The 19,361-nt window shown below is 71.9% G+C and carries 18 protein-coding genes; 8 read left to right on the forward strand and 10 right to left on the reverse strand.

From position 1 onward, the window contains the following. Positions 1-2 precede the first annotated feature (2 nt). Entirely contained in the window at positions 3-1,037 is a 1,035-nt protein-coding gene (locus ACZ4TG_RS03375) for an iron-containing redox enzyme family protein (RefSeq protein ID WP_468159617.1), read from the forward strand. 91 nt (positions 1,038-1,128) lie between these two features. Then, positions 1,129-1,791 carry an HAD family hydrolase gene (locus ACZ4TG_RS03380; RefSeq protein ID WP_468159618.1) on the forward strand — a complete coding sequence of 221 codons (663 nt, stop codon included), beginning with the start codon at positions 1,129-1,131 and terminating at the stop codon, positions 1,789-1,791. A gap of 73 nt (positions 1,792-1,864) precedes the next feature. Here the strand turns inward: ACZ4TG_RS03380 and ACZ4TG_RS03385 are convergent, their stop codons facing one another. Both ACZ4TG_RS03385 and ACZ4TG_RS03390 read right to left on the reverse strand, forming a co-directional pair. Beyond that, positions 1,865-2,107 (reverse strand): hypothetical protein, encoded by a 243-nt coding sequence (locus tag ACZ4TG_RS03385; RefSeq protein ID WP_468159619.1) that lies wholly within the window; start codon positions 2,105-2,107, stop codon positions 1,865-1,867. A gap of 401 nt (positions 2,108-2,508) precedes the next feature. Beyond that, entirely contained in the window at positions 2,509-3,702 is a 1,194-nt protein-coding gene (locus ACZ4TG_RS03390; RefSeq protein WP_468159620.1) for a cytochrome P450, read from the reverse strand. Positions 3,703-3,831: 129 nt separating this feature from the next. On the opposite strand from ACZ4TG_RS03390, the gene ACZ4TG_RS03395 reads away from it, so the two are divergent. Continuing rightward, positions 3,832-4,509, forward strand: a complete 678-nt coding sequence (locus ACZ4TG_RS03395; RefSeq protein ID WP_468159621.1) for a TetR/AcrR family transcriptional regulator — start codon at positions 3,832-3,834, stop codon at positions 4,507-4,509. 70 nt (positions 4,510-4,579) lie between these two features. On the opposite strand, the gene ACZ4TG_RS03400 is transcribed toward ACZ4TG_RS03395, so the two are convergent. The 3 genes from ACZ4TG_RS03400 to ACZ4TG_RS03410 all read right to left on the reverse strand — a co-directional run bounded on the left by ACZ4TG_RS03400 (position 4,580) and on the right by ACZ4TG_RS03410 (position 7,789). After that, complete coding sequence (locus ACZ4TG_RS03400; RefSeq protein ID WP_468159622.1) at positions 4,580-6,298, reverse strand: acyl-CoA dehydrogenase family protein; 1,719 nt, start codon at positions 6,296-6,298, stop codon at positions 4,580-4,582. Positions 6,299-6,387: 89 nt separating this feature from the next. Continuing rightward, complete coding sequence (locus tag ACZ4TG_RS03405) at positions 6,388-6,954, reverse strand: PadR family transcriptional regulator (protein ID WP_468159623.1); 567 nt, start codon at positions 6,952-6,954, stop codon at positions 6,388-6,390. Positions 6,955-7,045: 91 nt separating this feature from the next. After that, positions 7,046-7,789: a PP2C family protein-serine/threonine phosphatase gene (locus tag ACZ4TG_RS03410; RefSeq protein WP_468159624.1), complete on the reverse strand. Its 744-nt coding sequence runs from the start codon at positions 7,787-7,789 to the stop codon at positions 7,046-7,048. A gap of 324 nt (positions 7,790-8,113) precedes the next feature. Here ACZ4TG_RS03410 and ACZ4TG_RS03415 point away from each other — a divergent pair, with 324 nt between their 5' ends. From ACZ4TG_RS03415 to ACZ4TG_RS03435, 5 genes are all read left to right on the forward strand, one after another. Beyond that, positions 8,114-9,142, forward strand: a complete 1,029-nt coding sequence (locus tag ACZ4TG_RS03415) for an amino acid ABC transporter permease (protein ID WP_468159785.1) — start codon at positions 8,114-8,116, stop codon at positions 9,140-9,142. Beyond that, on the forward strand, positions 9,139-9,942 hold the full coding sequence (locus tag ACZ4TG_RS03420; protein ID WP_468159625.1) for an amino acid ABC transporter ATP-binding protein: 804 nt from the start codon (positions 9,139-9,141) through the stop codon (positions 9,940-9,942). The genes ACZ4TG_RS03415 and ACZ4TG_RS03420 overlap by 4 nt, the downstream gene beginning before the upstream one ends. 102 nt (positions 9,943-10,044) lie before the next feature. Continuing rightward, complete coding sequence (locus tag ACZ4TG_RS03425; RefSeq protein ID WP_468159626.1) at positions 10,045-11,094, forward strand: transporter substrate-binding domain-containing protein; 1,050 nt, start codon at positions 10,045-10,047, stop codon at positions 11,092-11,094. A 15-nt stretch (positions 11,095-11,109) separates the two neighbouring features. Then, positions 11,110-11,883, forward strand: coding sequence for a GNAT family N-acetyltransferase (locus ACZ4TG_RS03430; protein WP_468159627.1), 774 nt, complete (start codon positions 11,110-11,112; stop codon positions 11,881-11,883). 124 nt (positions 11,884-12,007) lie between these two features. Further along, complete coding sequence (locus tag ACZ4TG_RS03435) at positions 12,008-13,054, forward strand: LLM class flavin-dependent oxidoreductase (RefSeq protein ID WP_468159628.1); 1,047 nt, start codon at positions 12,008-12,010, stop codon at positions 13,052-13,054. A 33-nt stretch (positions 13,055-13,087) separates the two neighbouring features. Here the strand turns inward: ACZ4TG_RS03435 and ACZ4TG_RS03440 are convergent, their stop codons facing one another. The 5 genes from ACZ4TG_RS03440 to ACZ4TG_RS03460 form a co-directional block, all read right to left on the reverse strand. Further along, positions 13,088-13,306, reverse strand: coding sequence for a hypothetical protein (locus ACZ4TG_RS03440; RefSeq protein ID WP_468159629.1), 219 nt, complete (start codon positions 13,304-13,306; stop codon positions 13,088-13,090). An 82-nt stretch (positions 13,307-13,388) separates the two neighbouring features. Beyond that, complete coding sequence (locus ACZ4TG_RS03445) at positions 13,389-15,116, reverse strand: thiamine pyrophosphate-dependent enzyme (RefSeq protein ID WP_468159630.1); 1,728 nt, start codon at positions 15,114-15,116, stop codon at positions 13,389-13,391. A gap of 49 nt (positions 15,117-15,165) precedes the next feature. Beyond that, positions 15,166-16,749, reverse strand: coding sequence for an FMN-binding glutamate synthase family protein (locus tag ACZ4TG_RS03450; RefSeq protein WP_468159631.1), 1,584 nt, complete (start codon positions 16,747-16,749; stop codon positions 15,166-15,168). 137 nt (positions 16,750-16,886) lie between these two features. Next, the gene (locus ACZ4TG_RS03455) at positions 16,887-17,690 is read right to left on the reverse strand and encodes a pyridoxamine 5'-phosphate oxidase family protein (RefSeq protein ID WP_468159632.1); all 804 of its coding nucleotides are present in this window, start codon (positions 17,688-17,690) and stop codon (positions 16,887-16,889) included. Beyond that, entirely contained in the window at positions 17,687-19,228 is a 1,542-nt protein-coding gene (locus ACZ4TG_RS03460; protein WP_468159633.1) for a globin domain-containing protein, read from the reverse strand. Before ACZ4TG_RS03460 ends, ACZ4TG_RS03455 begins: the two co-directional genes overlap by 4 nt. Positions 19,229-19,361 lie beyond the last annotated feature (133 nt).

Here is a 19,361-nt window from a genome sequence, read left to right on the forward strand (position 1 = left end):
GCATGCCGACGACCCGGACCTCCCCCTCCCCGCCCGTGACCACGGAAGCGGAACCGCTACTGCCCGCCGGGCGGGGTGACCTCTCCTCGGCCGTGGTGGCCGCGTTGCGCGAGGGCCGCGGACCGCTGCCGGACGCTTCGGCGGCCCCGCGCTGGGACCCGTACGGGGAGGACCTCCAGCTCGCCCTGTACGTGCTGTACGAACTCCACTACCGGAGCTTCGAGGGCGTCGCCGAGACGTCCGAATGGGACCCCGGTCTGCTGCGGCTGCGGCGGGCGATGGAGGACCGCTTCCTGGCCGCCGTACGGGCGGACGCCCCATCGCAGCGCACCGTCGACGAGGCCTTCGGCGAGCTGCTCGTCGAGCCCGTCGACCACACCGGCAGCGTCTCCGGGCACCTGGAGCACAACGGCGAGCTGTGGCAGATGCGCGAGTACGCGGCCCTGCGTTCGCTGTACCACCTCAAGGAGGCCGACCCGCACGCCTGGGTGATCCCCCGGCTGCGCGGCCGCGCCAAGGCCGCCATGGTCGCGATCGAGTACGACGAGTTCGGCGCCGGGCGCGCCGAACGGATGCACTCCCGGCTCTTCGCGGACCTGATGCGGGACCTGGATCTGGACCCCGCCTACGGCCATTACCTCGACGCGGCGCCCGCCGAGGCCCTGGCCACGGTGAACCTCATGTCCCTGTTCGGCCTGCACCGGGCGCTGCGCGGGGCACTGGTCGGTCATTTCGCCTGCGTCGAGGTGACCTCCTCGCCGGGCTCGCGCCGGCTGGCCGCGGCCATGCGCCGACTGGGGGCCGGGCCGGCCGCCGAGCACTTCTACGCGGAACACGTCGAGGCGGACGCCGTACACGAGCAGCTCGTCCGCCGGGAGGTCATCGCCGGTCTTCTGGAGGACGAACCGCACCTCGAACACGACATCGCCTTCGGAGCGGACGCCACCACGCTGCTGGACGACCGCCTGGGGCGCGTCCTCCTGGACGCGTGGGGCCGCGGGGATTCGGCCCTGACCGTTCCTCTGGTGGACCGCTGAACCGGGCCCGCCAGGGGATGCGCACCACCGACGGTGACAGCAGGCTGTACGGAAGGACATGTCCCTCCGGGGAAGCCAGGGAAGGGTGCGTATGAACCGGGCCGCGCTGTTCGACATCGACGGAACCCTCGTCGACACCAACCACCTGCACGTCACGTCCTGGTGGCAGGCGTTGCACCAGGCCGGTCACGACGTACCCATGCACTCCATCCACCGCGCCCTGGGGCTGCCGGGCGAGGACCTGCTGGCCCACCTCCTGGGCAGCGAGCGCGACACGGACCGGGACGAGGCGCTGAGCACCGCGCACGACACCCTCTACGGAACGTTTTTCGAGCGGCTGCCCCGGCTGCGGAGCGCCGATGAACTGCTGCGCACGCTCAGCCGCCGGGGCTGGCGCGTCGTGCTGGTCACCTCGGCCGGCAGCGGCGAACTCGACGCCCTGAGGAAGGCCATCGGGGCGGACGACGCCATCACCGCGACGGCCGGCGCGGACGACGTGGCCGAAGGCAAGCCCGCCCCGGACCCCGTCCACCACGCGCTGGAGCTGGCGGACGCGCCCGCGGAAGGCGCCGTCTTCGTCGGGGACAGCGTGTGGGACATGAAGGCGGGGACCCGGGCCGGCGTCACCTGCGTGGGCCTGCTCTGCGGCGGTATCCCCCGCCACGACCTGGAAGAGGCCGGCGCCGGTTCGGTGTACGGCGATCCCGCGGACCTGCTGGCCCGGCTCGACAGCAGCCCCTTCTCCGGCGAATGACTCTCCGGCGGATGACACCGTGATGTGCGGCCCCGCTGACGGGTCCGCACATCATCCCTTTCAGTGAATGGGTTCAGCAGTCGTCGTCGTCCCAGCCGCCGTGGCCGTAGCCGCCGTGGTCGTCGTCGTCCCAGCCGCCGTGGTGGCCGCCGTAGCCGTAGCCGTCGCCGTCCCAGCCACCGCCGGCGACATAGCTGACGGGGTGGGTCGGGGCTGCCGCCGAGGCGGTTCCCGCGGCTCCGAGTGCGGCACCACCGGCCATCAGAACACCGGCGGCGGACACCGCGAAAAGACGCTTCACTCTCAGTGCGCGCATGGGTATACCTTTCCTTCCACCCTTCCGCACGACTCTTCGAAGCACGTCAAGGGTGGCCGCGGCCGCAAGGGAATCGTGCGGCGCGGGTCGAGTGTGTCGCCGCGTGAAGTGCGAGGAGCGCGTCCTGCCAACGACGCGGCCGGGTCGGCCACGTACGTCCCCCGAGGCAAGCGCTGCCGCTTCGGTCCCCGCCGTTACAGGAACCTCGGCGACAAGGGGCGTACCCCTCAGCTGCGGCTCTCCCTTGCAAGGCTAGTCGCGCCCGCGCGAGTCAGCACCTTGAGCGCGAAACCGGATCGCCGCGGCCGCCCTCGCCATCGTCCCGGGATCCCCGTGCGACCCCTCGGCGCCTGGCGCGGGCACGGCGGCGGGCTCGGTGACACACCCGAACTGCCGTGTGTTCAGCCGAGGATGACCGGTAGCCGGTGCACGCCGTAGATGTTCATGCCGGTGCGCAGCGGCACGTCCGCGGCGGGGACGGCCAGGCGCAGCTCCGGGAAGCGGGCGAGGAGTGCGGGCAGGGCCACGCGCATCTCGACGCGGGCGAGTTGGGCGCCCAGGCACTGGTGGATGCCGTGGCCGAAGCCGAGCTGTCCGGCGGCCTTGCGGTGCAGGTCGAGGGTGTCCGGGTCGGGGAAGCGTTCCGGGTCGCGGTTGGCGGCCTCGACGGAGAGGGTGACGGTGTCGCCCGACCTGATGGTCCGCCCTTCGAGTTCGACGTCCTCCAGGGCCACCCGGATCATGGTGTGGGCGACGCTGAGGAACCGCATCAGCTCTTCCACGGCGCTGTCGGCGAGGCCGGGATCGGCGCGCAGGGCCGCGAACTGGTCCGGGTTGCCGAGCAGGGCGAAGGTGCCGTGGGCGAGCATGTTGGCGGTGGTGTCCAGTCCGGCGCCGAGCAGGAAGCCGCCGAGGCCGGCGAGTTCCTCCTCGGTGAGGTCGCTGGTGGTGAGGTCGCCGAGCAGGTCGTCGGTGGGCTCCGCCCGCTTGGCCCGGACCAGTTCCAGCATGTAGTCCTGCAGCCCGGTCATCGCGGCGATCCGCTCCTGCGGGGTCGCTTCCATGTCCATCAGGGCCTCGGTGTGGCGGTGGAAGGTCTCCCGGTCGGCGTAGGGCACGCCGAGCAGTTCGCAGATGACGAGGGCGGGGATGGGCTGCGCGAAGGCCCGCACCAGGTCGGTCCGGGGGCCCTGGAGCTCCATGGCGTCCAGGTGCTCGGCGGTGATCTGCTCGATCCGGGCCGTGAGCAGGCGCATGCGGCGGGCGGTGAACTTGCCCGCGAGCAGCCGCCGGTAGCGGGTGTGCTCGGGGGCGTCGATGCCGGTCATGTCGCCCACCGGGGCCGGCGGCAGCGTGCCCTCGGGGCCGCCCGGAAGGGGGTGGTGCATGAGCTCGTAGCGGGAGCTGAAGCGGGAGTCGGCGAGCACCGCGCGGACCGGGGCGTAGCCGGTGACGAGCCAGCCCTCGTGGCCGTCGGGGTAGGTCATGCGGCTGACGGATCGCCGTGCGCGTAACTCCCCCAGCTCGCCGGGCGGGGAGAAGGGGCAGCCGGCGGGCCGCTCGGTGGGGAGCGAGGGCAGCGGGGCTTCGTTCATGGTTCCTCCGGTCGGTTTCACGGCGTGCGACGGGGTGCGACTACAGCCGCTTGAACACCGTAAAAGAAGACTTGCACGGCGTGCAAGGGCTAATTGAACGGTGTGCGAGAAGTGGGCTACGCTGACGCCATGCCGCGTGAGACCTTGAACCGTGACCAGATCGTCCGGGCCGCGATCGAGCTGCTCGACGCCGAGGGCATCGACGGCCTGAGCATGCGCAAACTCGGCCAGCGGCTCGGCTCGGCCCCCACCGCCATGTACTGGCACGTCGGCGACAAGGAGAACCTCGTCGTCCTGTCCGCCGACCAGGTCTGGGGCGAGATCGAACCCCTGGACCCCGGCACGGCCGGCTGGCGCGCCGCGGCGCGGGCCCTGATGCACGACACGCACGCCCTGGCCCGACGGCACCCCTGGCTGATCACCGCCATCAGCACGCACTTCGTGTACGGCCACGGGATGGCCCGGCTCCAGGACCACAACTACGCCGTCTACGAGGCCGCGGGCTTCACCGGCTGGGACCTCGACTGGGCGGTGAACACCGCCTTCACCTTCGTGGCGGGAGTCGCCATCGACGACGCGGCCAAAGCGGCGATGGTGCGGGCGCGGATCCGCCCGGGCAGGGGCGACGAGGACGCCCCGGTCCAGGACGTCGTCACGTGGGCGACCGGGATCGCGTCGCAGTACCCCCGGCTGCGCGCCCGCCTGGAGGAGCAGGCGCAGGCGGATCCCTCCGAGATGGCCCGCCGGAAGATGGAGTTCGGCGTGGAAGCCATCCTCGACGGCCTCGAAGCCCGGCTCGCGCGCTGAGCCCGCGGCCGGGCGCACCGCGGGGCGGCCCTGTGGCCAGGACCGCCCCGCTTCCGTGTCGGCCAGGTGCTTACGGGGCCATCTCGTAAGCCCCGGACAGCGCCTCCACGCGCTCCCAGACCCGCGCCGCACGCGCTTCGTCGACCACCGGGCGCCGGACCGCGCCGAGGGCCCAGCTCTGCTGTTCGGCGGTGGCGGAGTCCTTGCCGTGCAGCTCGACGGCGTGCGCGGAGAAGTCGCGTACGAGGACGGAGAACAGCTCGTCCAGCACGTCCTCGTCCAGACCCGTCAGGCGGGCCTGCTCCAGGATCAGCTGGCCGTGGACGACCAGCGCGAACAGCTGGCCGACGGCGAGCAGCAGGTCGAGGTCGCGGCTCTGCGCCTCGTCCGGGGCTGCCGTGGTGACGAACTCGCACAGGGCGTCCGCCTGCTCGCGGAAGCGGGCGACGTTCGGCACTTCGGCGTACGCGTCGTACGCGGTCCGCCAGTCGTGGAAGCGTACGGAGCCCAGCCCGCGGGCCGGCCCCTGCCGGAAGAGGAACGCGTCGTCCGCCGCGTCGAGCCGGGTCGGGACGGGCGCGTAATCGGCCGGGTCCAGCAGGTGGTTGCGCATGAACTTGAGGATCAGCGCGAGGTTGACGTGGACCGTGCCCTCCAGCTTGGGCAGTCCGCGGATCTCGACGGCGGCCTGGGCGAAGTACGTGTCCTTCTCGAAGCCCTTGGCGGCGATGACGTCCCACATCAGGTCGATGACCTTCTCACCCTCCGTGGTCACCTTCATCTTCGTCATCGGGTTGAAGAGCAGGTAGCGGCGGTCGTCGGGACCGGCGGAGCGGAAGTAGTCCACGGCGCGGTCACTGAACAGCTTCATCCCGACGAGGCGGACGTACGCGTCCGCCAGCTCGCGCCGCACGTGCGGGAAGGCGGTGACGGGGCGGCCGTACAGGATGCGGTTGTGCGCGTGCGTGACGGCCTCGTACATCGCGTGCTCGCAGATGCCGATCGAGGCGGTGCAGAGGTTGAACTTGCCGACGTTGACGGTGTTGAGGGCGGCGTCGAAGGCGGCGCGGCCCGTGTGCAGGACGTCGGCGGCGGCCACCGGGTAGTCGTCGAGCCGGAACTCGCTGACGTACTTCGAGGAGTCGACGACGTTCTTCACGAGGTGGTAGGCCGGGTGGCGGCTGTCGGCCGCGAAGAACACGTACCCGTCCGGGCCCTCGACGTCGGTGCGGCGGCCGAAGACGGAGACCAGCCCGGCGGCGTTGCCGTTGCCGATGTAGTACTTGGAGCCGCTGGCCCGGAAGCCGCCGTCACCGTCCGGCTCCAGCAGCATGTCGGTGGAGTAGATGTCGGCGCCGTGCGTCTTCTCGGACAGGCCGAAGGCGAAGACCTCGCCCTCGGAGAGGAGCTGCGCCGCCCGGCCGCGGGCGGCGGCGTTCTCGCTCTGCCAGACCGGGCCGAGCCCGAGGATGGTCACCTGCCAGGCGTACCAGTAGTCGAGGCCGTAGAACCCGAAGATCTCGTTGAGCGCGGCGATCCGGGCGGTGTCCCAGCGCTGGTCCTCGTGGCCGCCGGCGGAGGCCGGGGTGAGGAAGGTGGCGAACAGGCCTTCCTTTGCGGAGAAGGCGAGGAAGTCCCCCAGCCAGGCCCGGGAACGGTAGTCCTCGATCAGCTTGCGCTTGCCGCGCTCCTCGAACCAGTCGACGGTGGCGCGCAGCAGCCTGCGGGTCTCGGGGTCGAAGTGCGCCGGGTCGTAGGTGCGCGGGTTGAACAGCAGGGGGTCGGCCATGGAGGTCCGCCTTCCGAGGGGTCGAGGGTTGAGGGGTCGAGCGGGTCAAGGGTCGAGCGGGTGGAGGTGCGGTGGTGAAGGGGCCCGGTTCAGGTGCAGGGGCGTGACGGGCCGAGGCGGCGGACCGTGGCCAGTACGTCGTCGAGCCAGGCGATGGTCATCCGTTCGTACGCGATGCCGCCGCGCAGTACGACGTGCTGCAGTTCCCGACCCGCGTCGAGCGGCACGGGGGCCTGCGGCCCGGTGAAATCGCGCAGTTGGCCGGCGAGATAGTGGGCGAGCCGGTCGCTGTGCACCCGGTGGTGCCGCTCGACCTCGCGGATCAGTGCGGCCGGGTCGTCGAAGGCCGCGCCGCGGATCTTCACGGCGAGGTCGTGCCGCAGGCTCTCGGGTTCGATCGGTTCGTGGAGCCACTCGGAGAGGGCGGCGCGGCCGGGACCGGCGACGGAGTACTCCTTCTTGTCCGGCCTGCCCTGCTGCGGCACCTCGCGGACGGCCAGCAGGCCGGCGCTCTCCATGCGCTTGAGGACGCGGTAGATCTGCTGGTGGGTGGCGGTCCAGAAGTAGCCGATGGACCGCTCGAAGCGCCTGGCCAGCTCATAGCCGGAGCCGGGCTTCTCCAGCAGGGATACGAGGATCGCGTGTTCGAGCGCCATGCCTCGATCCTTCTATGCAACTCGTTGCATAGACAAGCGGCATCGCCAGGGTGAGACGCGGCTCACCCCGTCCGGCCCGTTCCCCAGCCGGTCACGACTCGTCGATGCGCACGAGCGCGAGCGTGATGTTGTCGGGGCCACCGGCGTCGATGGCGGCCTTCCACAGCTCGAACGCCGCCCGGCCGTCTTCGTGCTCCCCCAGTACGGCCTCGACCACGTCCTCCGGCACGGGGTCGGTGAGCCCGTCCGTACAGACCAGGCAGCGGTCTCCGGCGGAGAGCTGCGACGCCGTCACGTGGGGCGACACGGCGCTGAAGCCTCGGGCGCCGCCGAGTGCCTGCGTGATGAGCGAGGTCGTACGCTGCCCCGGCGCGAGCGGCGGGCTGTCGTCGACGCTCACCTGGCGCAGTGCGCCGTCCGTCGTGGCGAGCACCCTGCTGTCGCCGACGTTGAAGAACAGCACGGACCGCTCCAGCAGGACCGCACCCGCGACGGTGGTCCCCATCCCGGCCAGCTCCGGGTCCCGGCCGGCGGCCGCGTACACCGCCCGGTTGCACACGTTCAGGGCGTCGCGGACGGTGTCCTCGCTGTCCAGGGACGGGCCGAGCCGCGCGAGACGGCGTACGACCATCGCGCTGGCCACCTCTCCGGCGGGCTGCCCGCCGATCCCGTCGGCGACCGCGACGACGAGCGGCGCTCCGAGCGGGAAGACCAGGGTCTGCGGGTTGCGGGTCTGGGTGCCACAGAGCGTCCAGGGGCCGGCGACGAGGCTGTCCTCGTTCTGCTCGCGCACGAGCCCGGCGTGGCTCAGCGCGGTGACGGCTGCATAGCGCATCGGATCCCGCCTTCCACCCCGCGAAAGGTGTGCCCCCTCACCATTGTGGCCCAGATGGCGCACGGCAGGTACTGGTCTGCGCGGTCGCACCGCCGTGACGAAGAATTCGCGAACGGGCCCGTTGTGTACGGCGTATGAAATCGGCGTTCATTCCCGTTCCCCCGATATCGAATTGGTTGACACCCCATATCGGCGGTGCCTAGCTTACGCCGCAGATAAAGACGTCAGCGGAAATACGGAGGTGCCGGGCGATCCCCGGCGCCCGACGCGGCGCCTCACCCTTTTCTGCCCCGCCGCCGGTACGGACCTTTCCCGGTACCGGGGATACCGAACCCGCCGGAGCCCTCCGTGACCGAATCCGTTGTAGCCGCCCCGCCCGACCCACCGGCCGGCGCCGCCCGTGCCGACGTACGCCGGGGCCCTGCCCGGCCACCGGCCCGGCGGCGCTCCGAGCGGGTGCTGCCGCTGCGCCGCCCCTGGCGGTGGGCGGCCACGGCCCTCGTACTGGTGCTGCTCGCCCAGGTCGGCCACGGGCTGCTGACGAACCCGTTCTACCAATGGGACCGGTTCTCCTATTGGTTCACGCGTCCGGTGATCGTCGAGGGGCTGCTGATCACCCTCCAGGTGGCCGCGTACAGCGCGGTGCTGGGGCTGTTCGGCGGCATCGTGCTCGCCCTCGGCAGGCTCTCCTCCAACCCGGTGCTGCGGGCGGTGAGCTGGACGTACATCTGGCTGTTCCGTTCGGTGCCGCTGATCGTGGTGCTGCTCTTCCTGTACAACTTCAGCGCGCTGTACCCGACGTTGAGCATCGGCGTGCCGTTCGGCCCGGCGTTCTTCACCTTCGACGAGTCGCGGCTGGCCGCCGACATCGTGGTCGCGGTGGCCGGCCTCAGCCTGTGCGAGGCGGCGTACGCGGCCGAGGTGGTGCGGGCCGGTGTCCTGTCCGTCGACCAGGGCCAGCACGAGGCGGCGTCCGCCCTGGGCCTGCCGCGCCGCTACCAGTTCGCGCGGATCGTCTTCCCGCAGGCGCTGCGTTCCATCGTCCCCGCTTACGTCAACCAGCTGATCGGGCTGCTGAAGGCCACCTCGCTGGTCTTCTACGTGTCGCTGCTCGACCTGTTCGGCTCCGTACAGAGCATGGGCGCCACGTATCCGGGCGACGTGGTGCCGCTGCTGCTGGTGGCCACCGTCTGGTACGTGATCCTCACCAGCGCCGTCTCCGTCGTGCAGTTCTACGTGGAGCGGTACTACGCACGCGGTGCCCTGCGCACCCTGCCCCTCACCCCCCTGCAGAAGGCCCGCGCCGGACTGGGCGCGCTGCGCGAGCGGTTCCGGACGGAGACGGCGATATGAGCACGCGAAGCCCCGCCCGCGGTGCCGGCACCGCCGCCCCGTCGGCCGCCGTCGAGGTGCACGACGTGCACAAGTGGTACGGCTCCCACCAGGTCCTGGACGGGGTGAACCTGACCGTCCCGCCCGGCAGCGTCACGGCCGTCCTCGGCAGGTCCGGCTCCGGCAAGTCCACCCTGCTGCGGGTCATCAACCACCTGGAGAAACCCGAGTCGGGCCACGTCAGCGTGGGCGGCGAGCTGATCGGGGTCCGCCGGCACGGCGAGCGCCTCAAAGAGCTCGGCGAGAAGGCGATCCTGGCCCAGCGCGGCCGGATCGGGTTCGTGTTCCAGAACTTCAACCTGTTCCCGCACCTGACGGTGCTGGACAACGTGGCCGCCGCCCCCGTCGCGACGGGGCGGCTGCCCCGGGCGGAGGCCCGGCGACTGGCGCGCGAGCTGCTCGGCCGGGTCGGCCTGGCCGACAAGGCCGCCGCCTACCCGCGCCAGCTGTCCGGAGGCCAGCAGCAGCGGGTGGCCATCGCCCGCGCCCTCGCGCTGCGGCCGGCGGTGATCCTCTTCGACGAACCGACCTCCGCGCTGGACCCCGAACTCGTCGGTGAGGTGCTCGCCGTCATCAAGGACCTGGCCGACAGCGGAGCGACCCTCGTCATCGTCACGCACGAGATCGGTTTCGCGCGCGAGGTGGCCGACGAGATCGTCTTCCTCGACGACGGACGGATCGTCGAACAGGGGCCGCCCGCCCAGGTGTTGGACCGCCCCGCCCACCCCCGCACCCGGGAGTTCCTGAGCAGGGTGCTCTGACACCGAAGGCCCCGGCTCCGACTCCCGCCCCGAACCGCCCCGATCCACGCCACCTCACCCGCCTCACCCGCCTCACCCCGCCCAGAACCCCGAAGGACTGCCATGCGATCCCCGCACCCCTACGTGCGCTCCAGAGTCACCCGCGGCCTGCTCGCTGCCGCCTCCGCCGCCACCCTCGCCGTCGGGCTCGCCGCGTGCGGCGGCCAGAGCGCCGCGTCCGGTCCGGGCGGGGCTCGAGCCGAGGGCCGCCCGGCGGTCTCCGGCGCGGTCACCGTCGGCGCGCTCTCCAACGGCGCCGCGCAGCAGCGCGAGTTGCAGGTCCCCGCGGTGGAGGCCATCCGCGCTCGGCTGCCCGAGGAGGTGCGGGGGCGCGGGGAGCTCGTCATCGGCGTCGGCGCCCTGCCCGCGGGCTTCCCGCCGCTCGCGTACGTCGGTACCGACCAGAAGACCCTCACCGGCGCCGAACCCGACCTGGGGCGGCTGGTGGCCGCCGTGCTCGGGCTCAAGCCCGTGGTGCGGAACTCGACCTGGGAGAACGTCTTCGTCGGCGTCGACAGCGGCAAGGTCGACGTGGCCTTCACGAACGTCACGGTCACCGAAGAGCGCAAGAAGAAGTACGAGTTCGCGTCCTACCGCAAGGACAACCTCGCCTTCGAGGTGAACAAGGACGACTCCTGGAACTTCGGCGACGACTACCGCAACCTGGCGGCCAGGACGATCGCCGTGAGCCGCGGCACCAACCAGGAGAAGATCCTGCTGGAGTGGCAGGCCAAGCTGCGGACCGAGGGCAAGGACCTCACCGTCAAGTACTTCCCCGACACCAACAGCACCTACCTCGCCCTGAGCGGCAAGAAGATCGACGCGAGCTTCGGCCCCAACCCGTCCGTCGCCTACCACGTCACCCAGACCGCGCAGAGCGCCTCCCCCACCCGCGAGGCGGGCCAGTTCTCCGGCGCCGGCGAGACGCTCCAGGGCCTGATCGCCGCGACCGCCAAGAAGGACAGCGGTCTGGCCGCGCCGGTCGCGGAGGCGATCAACCACCTGATCAAGGAAGGACAGTACGGGCAGGTGCTGGCGGCCTGGAACCTGTCCGCCGAGGCCGTCGCCACCTCCGAGGTCAACCCGCCCGGCCTGCCGCTGAACAACTCCTGACCAGGGACGGCTCCCATGACGCGCTCGCAGCCCCACGCCCTCGACCAGCACGTTCCCGACGGACACCCCCTCGACGGGCGCCTCCTCGACGGGCACGCCCTCGACCGGCACGTCCTCGACAACCCGGTCTGGGCCGCCCTGTCCGGCCCGCACTCCCGCTTCGCCGTGACCGGCGGCAACTCCGGCTCCCGTGCCGCCCGCTACCCGTCGGACGTGGCCCCCTTCGCGGCCCTCGCCGACCCGGCCGACCCGCGCTCCTGGGAGGACCTGGCCGCGCTCGCCGGGCCGGGTGCCGTGACCGGGGTCTCGGGGGTGCTCACCGTCCCGGAGGGATGGGCGGTCGTGGACTCCGTCCCCGGTGTCCAGCTGATCGACACCTCGCTGCGCGCCGAGGCCGACCCGGAGGCGGTCCGGCTGGGGCCGGCGGACGTTCCGGAGATCCTGGAGCTGATCGCGCTGACCCGGCCGGGGCCGTTCCTGGCGCGGACCGTCGAGCTGGGTGCGTACCTCGGCATCCGGCGGGGCGGACGGCTCGTGGCGATGGCCGGGGAACGGCTGCGGCCGCCCGGGTGGACGGAGATCAGCGCCGTGTGCACGCACCCGGAACACCGGGGCGGCGGGCTGGCCACCCGGCTCGTGCGCGCCGTGGCCGCCGGTATCCGCGGTCGCGGTGACGTGCCCTTCCTGCACACGACCGCTGCCAACACCCCCGCCATCCGCCTCTACGAGTCGCTCGGCTTCACGCTGCGCCGCAGCCCTTCCTTCCTGGCGGTGCGGGTACCGGGCTGAACATTGCGGCGCAACAATGCTGTCAAATTACTTTCACACTCACGGCGTTGTTCACGGCATCGGTCCGCCGTAGCGTTTTTCGGAGAAATGGAGAATTTGAGAACGCTCGGGAATACGAGGTGCCGTGAAGTTCCTGGCCATCACCCTCATCGCCAATGCACCGGACCCGACGACGGGACGTGCGAAACCGACCCGGGAGCGGTTCCGTGAGGTGGTCGACAGCGCGCTGCTGGCGGAGGAGCTGGGATTCGACGGGTTCGGGGTGGGCGAGCGGCACGAACGGCCGTACCTCTCGTCCTCGCCGCCGGTGGTCCTCAGCCACATCGCCGCGCTGACCCGCACGATCCGGCTGTTCACCGCCGTCACGACGCTGAGCCTGCTGGACCCGGTGCGGGCGTACGAGGACTACGCGACGCTGGACCACCTCTCCGACGGGCGCCTGGAGCTGATCATCGGCAAGGGGAACGGCTCCGCGCAGCGCGAGCTGTTCCAGGTGAGCACCGAGGACCAGTGGGAGCGCAACGCGGAGGGCTACGAGCTGTTCCGCCGGATCTGGCGCGAGGACAAGGTGACGGCGACCCCGCGCCACCGGCCCGCGCTGTCCGCCGCCGAGGTGCTCCCCCGGCCCCTGGGGGAGCCCGTCCGCATCTGGCACGGCAGTGCGACGAGCCGGGAGTCGGTGGAGCTCGCGGCCCGCTACGGTGACCCGCTGTTCTCGGCGAACGTCAGCCACCCGGTGGAGCCGTACGCCGAGCTGGTGCGGTACTACCGCGAGCGCTGGGAGCACCACGGCCACGACCCCGCCCTGGCGACGGTCGGCGCGGGCACCGCCGGCTACCACGCGGCGCGTACCTCGCAGGAGGCGGTGAAGGCCTTCCGGCCCGCCTTCGAGGGCTACCTCGCCGCGCAGCGGCAGCTGGGCGTCGCGCCGGTCTTCCCCACGCTGGAGGACTTCGTGGAGCGCAGCTCGGCCCTGATCGGCAGCCCGCAGCAAGTGATCGAGAAGGTGCACCGCTACCACGAGCGGCTCGGGCACACCGTGCTGCACCTCCAGGCCGACGCGGGCCCCCTGGGCGCCGACCGGCACCGCGCCTCCCTCGAACTGTTCCAGTCCGAGATCGCCCCGGTGCTGCGCCGGGAGATCCCGGACCCCCCGGTCGCCGCCGGGTGAGGGGCGGCATGCGCGGGCCGTGAGCGGGGGCCGTCAGCGCTCGGGGCGGGCCTGCTCCTCCCGGCCGATCCCCGGGCGCTGCCGCTTGGCGGCGTGGCCGCCGTCATCCGCTTCGCCGTCGCCCGCGCCCTTGCCCGTACCCCGGACCACGGCGTCGTCCGCCTGCTGCCGGGCCTCGCGGTCACCGCTCTCGCCCTCGGCCTCGGCCGGGGTGGTCCTCGGGTGGCGCCGGGACTTGTCTTGACCTGTCATCGTGTCCTCCTTCGGTGGTACCTGCCTCAGCGACTACCCCGCCCCGTCCCCCTCAGACGGCTTCGTCCCCCCGCTGTCGCGGTCAGCCTTCCCGGCTCGGCAGGATCTCCTTGACCTTGGCGATGGCGAAGCCCCAGCCCTGGGACACGGTCGGCTTGCCCGGGACGGCCACTTCCTCGGGGTTGGTGAGCACGTCCAGCAGGACCGGCCCCGGGGTCTCGAACGCGCGGCGGACGCTGTCCTGGAGGTCTGCCGGATCGGTGACCCGGATCCCGGTCAGGCCGAGGGCCGTGGCGACGGCGGCGAAGTCGGGGTTGTCGAGTTCCGTACCGAATTCGGGCAGGCCGGCTTGTTCCTGTTCGAGTTTGACCATGCCCAGGCGGCGGTTGTCGAAGACGACGAGCTTCACCGGCAGCTGGTACGTCTTGATCGTCATGAGGTCGCCGAGCAGCATGCTCAGTCCGCCGTCACCGCAGAAGGCGACGATCTGCCGGTCGGGTGCCCAGAGCTGGGCTCCGAGCGCCTGGGGCATGGCGTTGGCCATCGAGCCGAGGTTGTACGAGCCGATCAGCCGCCTGGCGCCGCGCATGGTGACGAAGCGGGAGAGCCAGACGGTGGCCATTCCGGTGTCGGAGGTGAAGACGGCGTCGTCGGCGGCGTGGCGGTCCACGGCGGCGGCCAGTGCCTCGGGGCGGATCTGGTGGTCTCGGTTGTCCAGAGCCGCTCGGAGCCTGCCGGTCCAGCGGTGCTCGTGCTCCGGGTCGGCCAGCCGCTGCTGGCCTTCCTGCCAGTGCGCGAACCGCTCACGGGCCTCGTCCAGGTGCGTGCGGTCCGGCGCCGCCTTCAGCAGCGGCAGCAGGGCCCGCAGGGTGGCTCCGACGTCGCCCGCGAGGCCCACGTCCACGGGGACCCGGCGCCCCAGGTGCTCCTCGCGGCTGTCGATCTGTACGACCTTGCAGTCCTTCGGGTACCAGTCGCGGTACGGGAAGTCGGTGCCCAGCATGAGGAGCGCGTCGCCGCTGTCGAGCGCGTGGGCGGCGGCGGGGTTGCCGATCAGGCCGGTCTGGCCCACCTGGAAGGCGTTGTCGTCCTCGAAGCCCTCCTTCGCCTTGAGCGTGAGCACCATCGGGGCGGAGAGCAGTTCGGCGCCGCGGAGCACCTCGGCGCGGGCGTCGCGTGCCCCGCGGCCGACCAGCAGGGTGACGCGGGAGGCGGCGTTGAGGAGTTCGGCGGCCTCGGCCAGGGCGGGTTCGTCGGGTCGGGTGACGGCGCGGTCGAGGGCGAAGCGCGTCGGGCGGTCGTCGCCCAGTTCCTGGTCGCCCAGGTCGCCGGGGACGGTCAGGACGGCCACTCCGCCCTGGCTGAAGGCCGCGCGTACGGCGGATTCGAGCATGCGGGGCATCTGCTCGGGCGAGGTGACGGTGGCGCGGTAGACGGCCACGTCACGGAAGAGCAGGTCGTTGTCGACTTCCTGGAAGTAGTCGCTGCCGATCTCGGCGAGGGGCACCTGCCCGCAGATCGCGAGGACGGGGGTACGGCTCTTCGCCGCGTCGTACAGCCCGTTGAGGAGGTGCACGGAGCCCGGTCCCACGGTTCCCATGCACACGCCGAGGGTTCCGGAGAGCTGGGACTGGGCCCCCGCGGCGAAGGCCGCGGCCTCTTCGTGCCGGCAGCCGACCCAGTCGAGGTCGTCCGTGGTGCGGATCGCGTCGGTCAGCGGGTTCAAGGCGTCTCCGACGACGCCGAAGACGTGCCGGACACCCAATTCCTTGAGTGCGTCGACGATCACGTGGGCGACGGTGCGTGCCACAGGAGTGCCCTTCGGTCTCGGGTGCGGCCCCTCGGTGCGGGTGGCCGTGTCAGCGGGTGAAGCGGTCGGGATCGGCCGCCTGCCAGTCGGATGCCCAGCCCTCGGGCGGTGATGCGAGCAGTTGTCCGGGGGTGAGCCATTCGTACAGTTCGGCGTAGGAGCGGACCGTGTGCGGGTCCACTCGCTGGAGCAGCATGTGCGGGTGCAGGTCGCGCGGGTCGTCGACTCCCATCGACGCCATGATCTGGAGGGCGCTCTTGACCGTTGCCTTCTGGTAGCGCTGTACGCGCTGCGACTTGTCCCCGACGTCGAGCGCGCGGGCGCGCCGCGCGTCCTGGGTGGCGACTCCGACGGGGCAGGTGTTGGTGTGGCAGCGCTGGGCCTGGATACAGCCGATCGCGAACATCATCGTGCGGGCGGCGTTCGTGTAGTCGGCGCCCTGGAGCAGGCGTTTGACGAGGTCGCCGCCGGTGGCGACCTTGCCGCTGGCCCCGATCCGGATGCGGTCGCGCAGTGCGGCGCCCACGAGGGCGTTGTGCACCGTCATCAGCCCTTCGCCCAGCGGCAGGCCGACATTGTCGGCGAACTCCAGCGGCGCGGCGCCCGTACCGCCCTCCGCGCCGTCGACGACGATGAAGTCGGGCGTGATGTCCTCCTCCAGCATGGCCTTGCACACGGCGAGGAACTCGCGGCGCGAGCCGACGCACAGTTTGAACCCGACGGGCTTGCCGTCGGCCAGCTCGCGCATCCGGCCGAGGAAGCGCACCAGCTCGCGGGGCGTGGAGTAGACGCGGTGGAAGGGCGGCGAGATCACGGTCTCGCCCTGCGGGACGCCGCGCACCTTCGCGATCTCCGCGTTCACCTTGGCTCCCGGCAGCACCCCGCCGATGCCGGGTTTGGCGCCCTGGCTTATCTTCAGCGACACGCACTTGACCTGTGCGTGCGCCGCCTTCTCGGCGAACTGCCGCTCGTCGAAGTCCCCTTCGGCCGTACGGCACCCGAAGTAGCCGGTGCCGATCTCCCAGACGAGGTCCCCGCCGGGTCGCAGGTGGTACTCCGACAGGCCGCCCTCACCGGTGTCGTGGGCGAAGCCGCCCAGCCGGGCGCCGGTGTCGAGGGCCAGTACGGCGTTGGCGGACAGCGAGCCGAAACTCATCGCCGAGATGTTGAGGAGGGCCATGTCGTAGGGCCGGGTGCAGTCGGGCCCGCCGATCCGGACCCGGGGCGGATCGGTGCGCACCGGCCGCGGGGCCATGGACGGGGTCAGGTATTCGCTGCCGGCCAGGTACAGGTCCCGCTCGGTGCCGAACGGCTCCTCGGCGTCGGTGCCCTTGGCCCGCTCGTAGACGATGCTGCGCGTGTCGCGGTCGAAGGGGCGGCCGTCGAAGTTCCGCTCGATGAAGTACTGCTGGAGCTCCGGCCGCAGCGCCTCCAGCGCGAACCGGAGATGCCCCAGCAGCGGGTAGTTCCGCAGTACGGAATGCCGGCGCTGTACGAGGTCGTGCGCGGCCACCAGCGCGATCAGCAGCAGCGGGGCGGCCGCGGCCCACCACCAGGGAGAGGCCCGGAGGGCGGCGACGGCGGCGCCCGCTGCGAGTGATCCGGGCAGGGCGACCAGAAGTATCTTCAGCACGCCGCGCTTGTGTCCCGAAGACCGGGCGTCAATCCGGTCGCCGGCCGGGCCACCACCCAGCCCGACCCTCCATCGGCCGATCCCGGAGGCGGTCCGGCGCCCTGAGGACCGCCCCGGCGGTGTCGGGAGCCGGTTCCTCAGGGCCCTGCCGAGCGGCTCCTGAACCAGCCGGTGAACGTCCGCTCCCCGGTCCCGGTGCAGCGCTGCTCGGCCCTCTCCAGGACCCGCTCGGCCTCCGCCCGCCACGCCGCCGTGTCCGCGCGGGGCGGGGGCATGAAGGGACCGCGCTCCGGCGCTTCGGCGGCGGCTCCGAAGAAGTCGCCGCCCTTGCGCTTGAAGTCGTCCGTTCCCCACGCCCGGTCGGGGCCGTGCAGCGGCACCTTCTGCAGCTGGGGGATGTGCTTGGAACAGTGGATGTACGCCTCTTCGACGGTGATCTCCACCCACACCCGGGCGCGGCGGCCGGGCACGGGGTCGACCGCGAGCCCGGAGTGGGCGCGGCGCATGTCCTCGTCGGCGACGATCCGCGCCCTGCCGTTGACGTGGAGGCCGATGCGGTCCCGGAGGAAGTCCATCATGAGGATGCCGACGCGGGGGTTCTCCTCGATGTTGCCCAGGCTGGCCTGTACGCCGTTGCCCCTGTACTCGGGGTAGGCGAGGGTGAGCTCGTCCAGGACGTGGAGGAAGCCGGGCGGGCCGGCGCGGAAGGTGTTGTCGCAGTCTCCGCGTCCGTCGGCGGTCGCGAGGAAGAACATCTCCTGGCGTGCCACGAACTCCCGCATACGGGTGTTGAGCCGGTCGAGGACCTGTTCGGCATAGAACTTGTCGGCGCGCTCGGCGGTGCCCGTGCGCTGCTGGACCAGATGTTCGCCGTGGCTGCCGGGACGTGCGGTCCGGACCGGCGCGGCCTGCCGGTGACCGGTCTGTTCGGATGTGCTCAATTCCCTGCCCCGACCAGTTCCTCGATGGAGTCGTGCCGTATGCGGTGGGCGGGCATGCCGATGCCCACGAGGGTGTCGACTCCGCGGCGGATCATCCCGGGCGGGCCGGAGAGGTACGCGTCGTAGGTGTGCCACGGACCGTACTGGGACACCGCATCCGGGAGCCGGGCGCCCAGGTCGGCGGCGGAGCCGTCGTCGACGACGGACCGGACCGAGAGCCAGGGGTGCGACCGCTGCATGCGGAGCATCGTGTCCATGTCGTACAGGTCGTGGTCGCGGCGGGCCCCGTAGAACACCTGGACGGAACGCCGGCGGCCGTGCCGGGCCACGTCCTCGACCAGGGCCTTGATGGGCGCGATGCCGGTACCGCCGCCGAGGCACAGCAGCCCGTGGTCGGTGCTGTGGTCCACGGTCATGGATCCGGCGGGGGACCCGAGCCGGATCACGTCCCCGCGGCGGGCGCGCCGCACGAGGGCGTTGGAGACCCAGCCGGCCGGCACGGCCTTGACGTGGAAGGAGAGCAGGCCGTCGGAGCGGGGCGCCGAGGCGAAGGAGTAGTGCCGCCAGACGCGCGGCCACCAGGGGGTCTCCACGGCGGCGTACTGCCCGGCGAGGAAGGGGTAGGGCTGGTCGGGCCGGACCGTCACGACCGCGATGTCCCGGGTACGCATCTCATGGGCGACCACCTCCGCCTGCCACCAGGCGGGGGCGCGCAGCTCGTCCCGGGCCGCGGCGTCGATCATGATCTGGGAGATCGCGGTGTACGCGCCCACCCAGGCGGCCTCGGTCCGCGGACCCCAGCTCCGCTCCGCGTAGCGGGAGAGCGCGCCGATGAGGCACTCCCCCACGGCCGGGTAGTGCTCGGGGAGCGTGCCGTACTTGCGGTGCCCGCGGCCGAGATGGGTCAGGTACTCGGTCAGCGTGGCGGCGTCGTCCACGTGCGTCGCGGCGGTGAGCAGCGCCTTGAAGAGGCGGTCGCGCTGGGTGTCCATCGCGGCGGGGAAGAGGTCGCGCAGGCCGGGGTGCCGGACGAAGAGCAGCGCGTAGAAGTACGAGGTGACCTTGTCGGCGATCGGCTCGATCTCGGCCATGGTGCGGCGCAGCAGGGCGCCGTCGGAGGTGTCTTCGGGCGCTGCGGGGGCCGGGGCGGGTCTGGGCGGCGCCTCCGGGGCCGGCGCGGGCTGCTGGCCGGCGGGCGGCCCGGCGACGGGCGGGGGCGGTTCGACCACGGACGCGGGCGGCTCGACGACCGGCGCGGGCGGCCCGGCGACCGGCGCGGGAGCCGGCGCCTCGTCGGCCGGCGGCTGGGGAGCCGGCGCGGGTGCCGACGGATCGGGAGCCGGACGGCTCCTGTCGGCACCGCTGCCCACGGGGCGTATCGCCGTCACCGGGCGGGTGGGTATTCGGTCCTCCGCGTCGTGGCGATCCTGCCCGGACCCGCTCGTTCCGCTGCGCGGGCTTCGGCCGAACCAGCCTCCGTCCCTCGTTTCTCCGCCGGAGCTGCGGCCATCGGCCGACGTGTTGGTCGGAGCATCCATCGGTTTGCCTCGCCTCGAACGTCTTTCGGTCGGTCTGCGCATACGGGGTCCGAGTGTGCCCCGAATTCCCTTTCCCAGTCGGGTTCGCCCGCGATTCCCACCGTTCCCTTCAAAGCTGTTGGTACGTCCCGCA

The organism is Streptomyces sp. NPDC028314 (genome assembly GCF_055565795.1).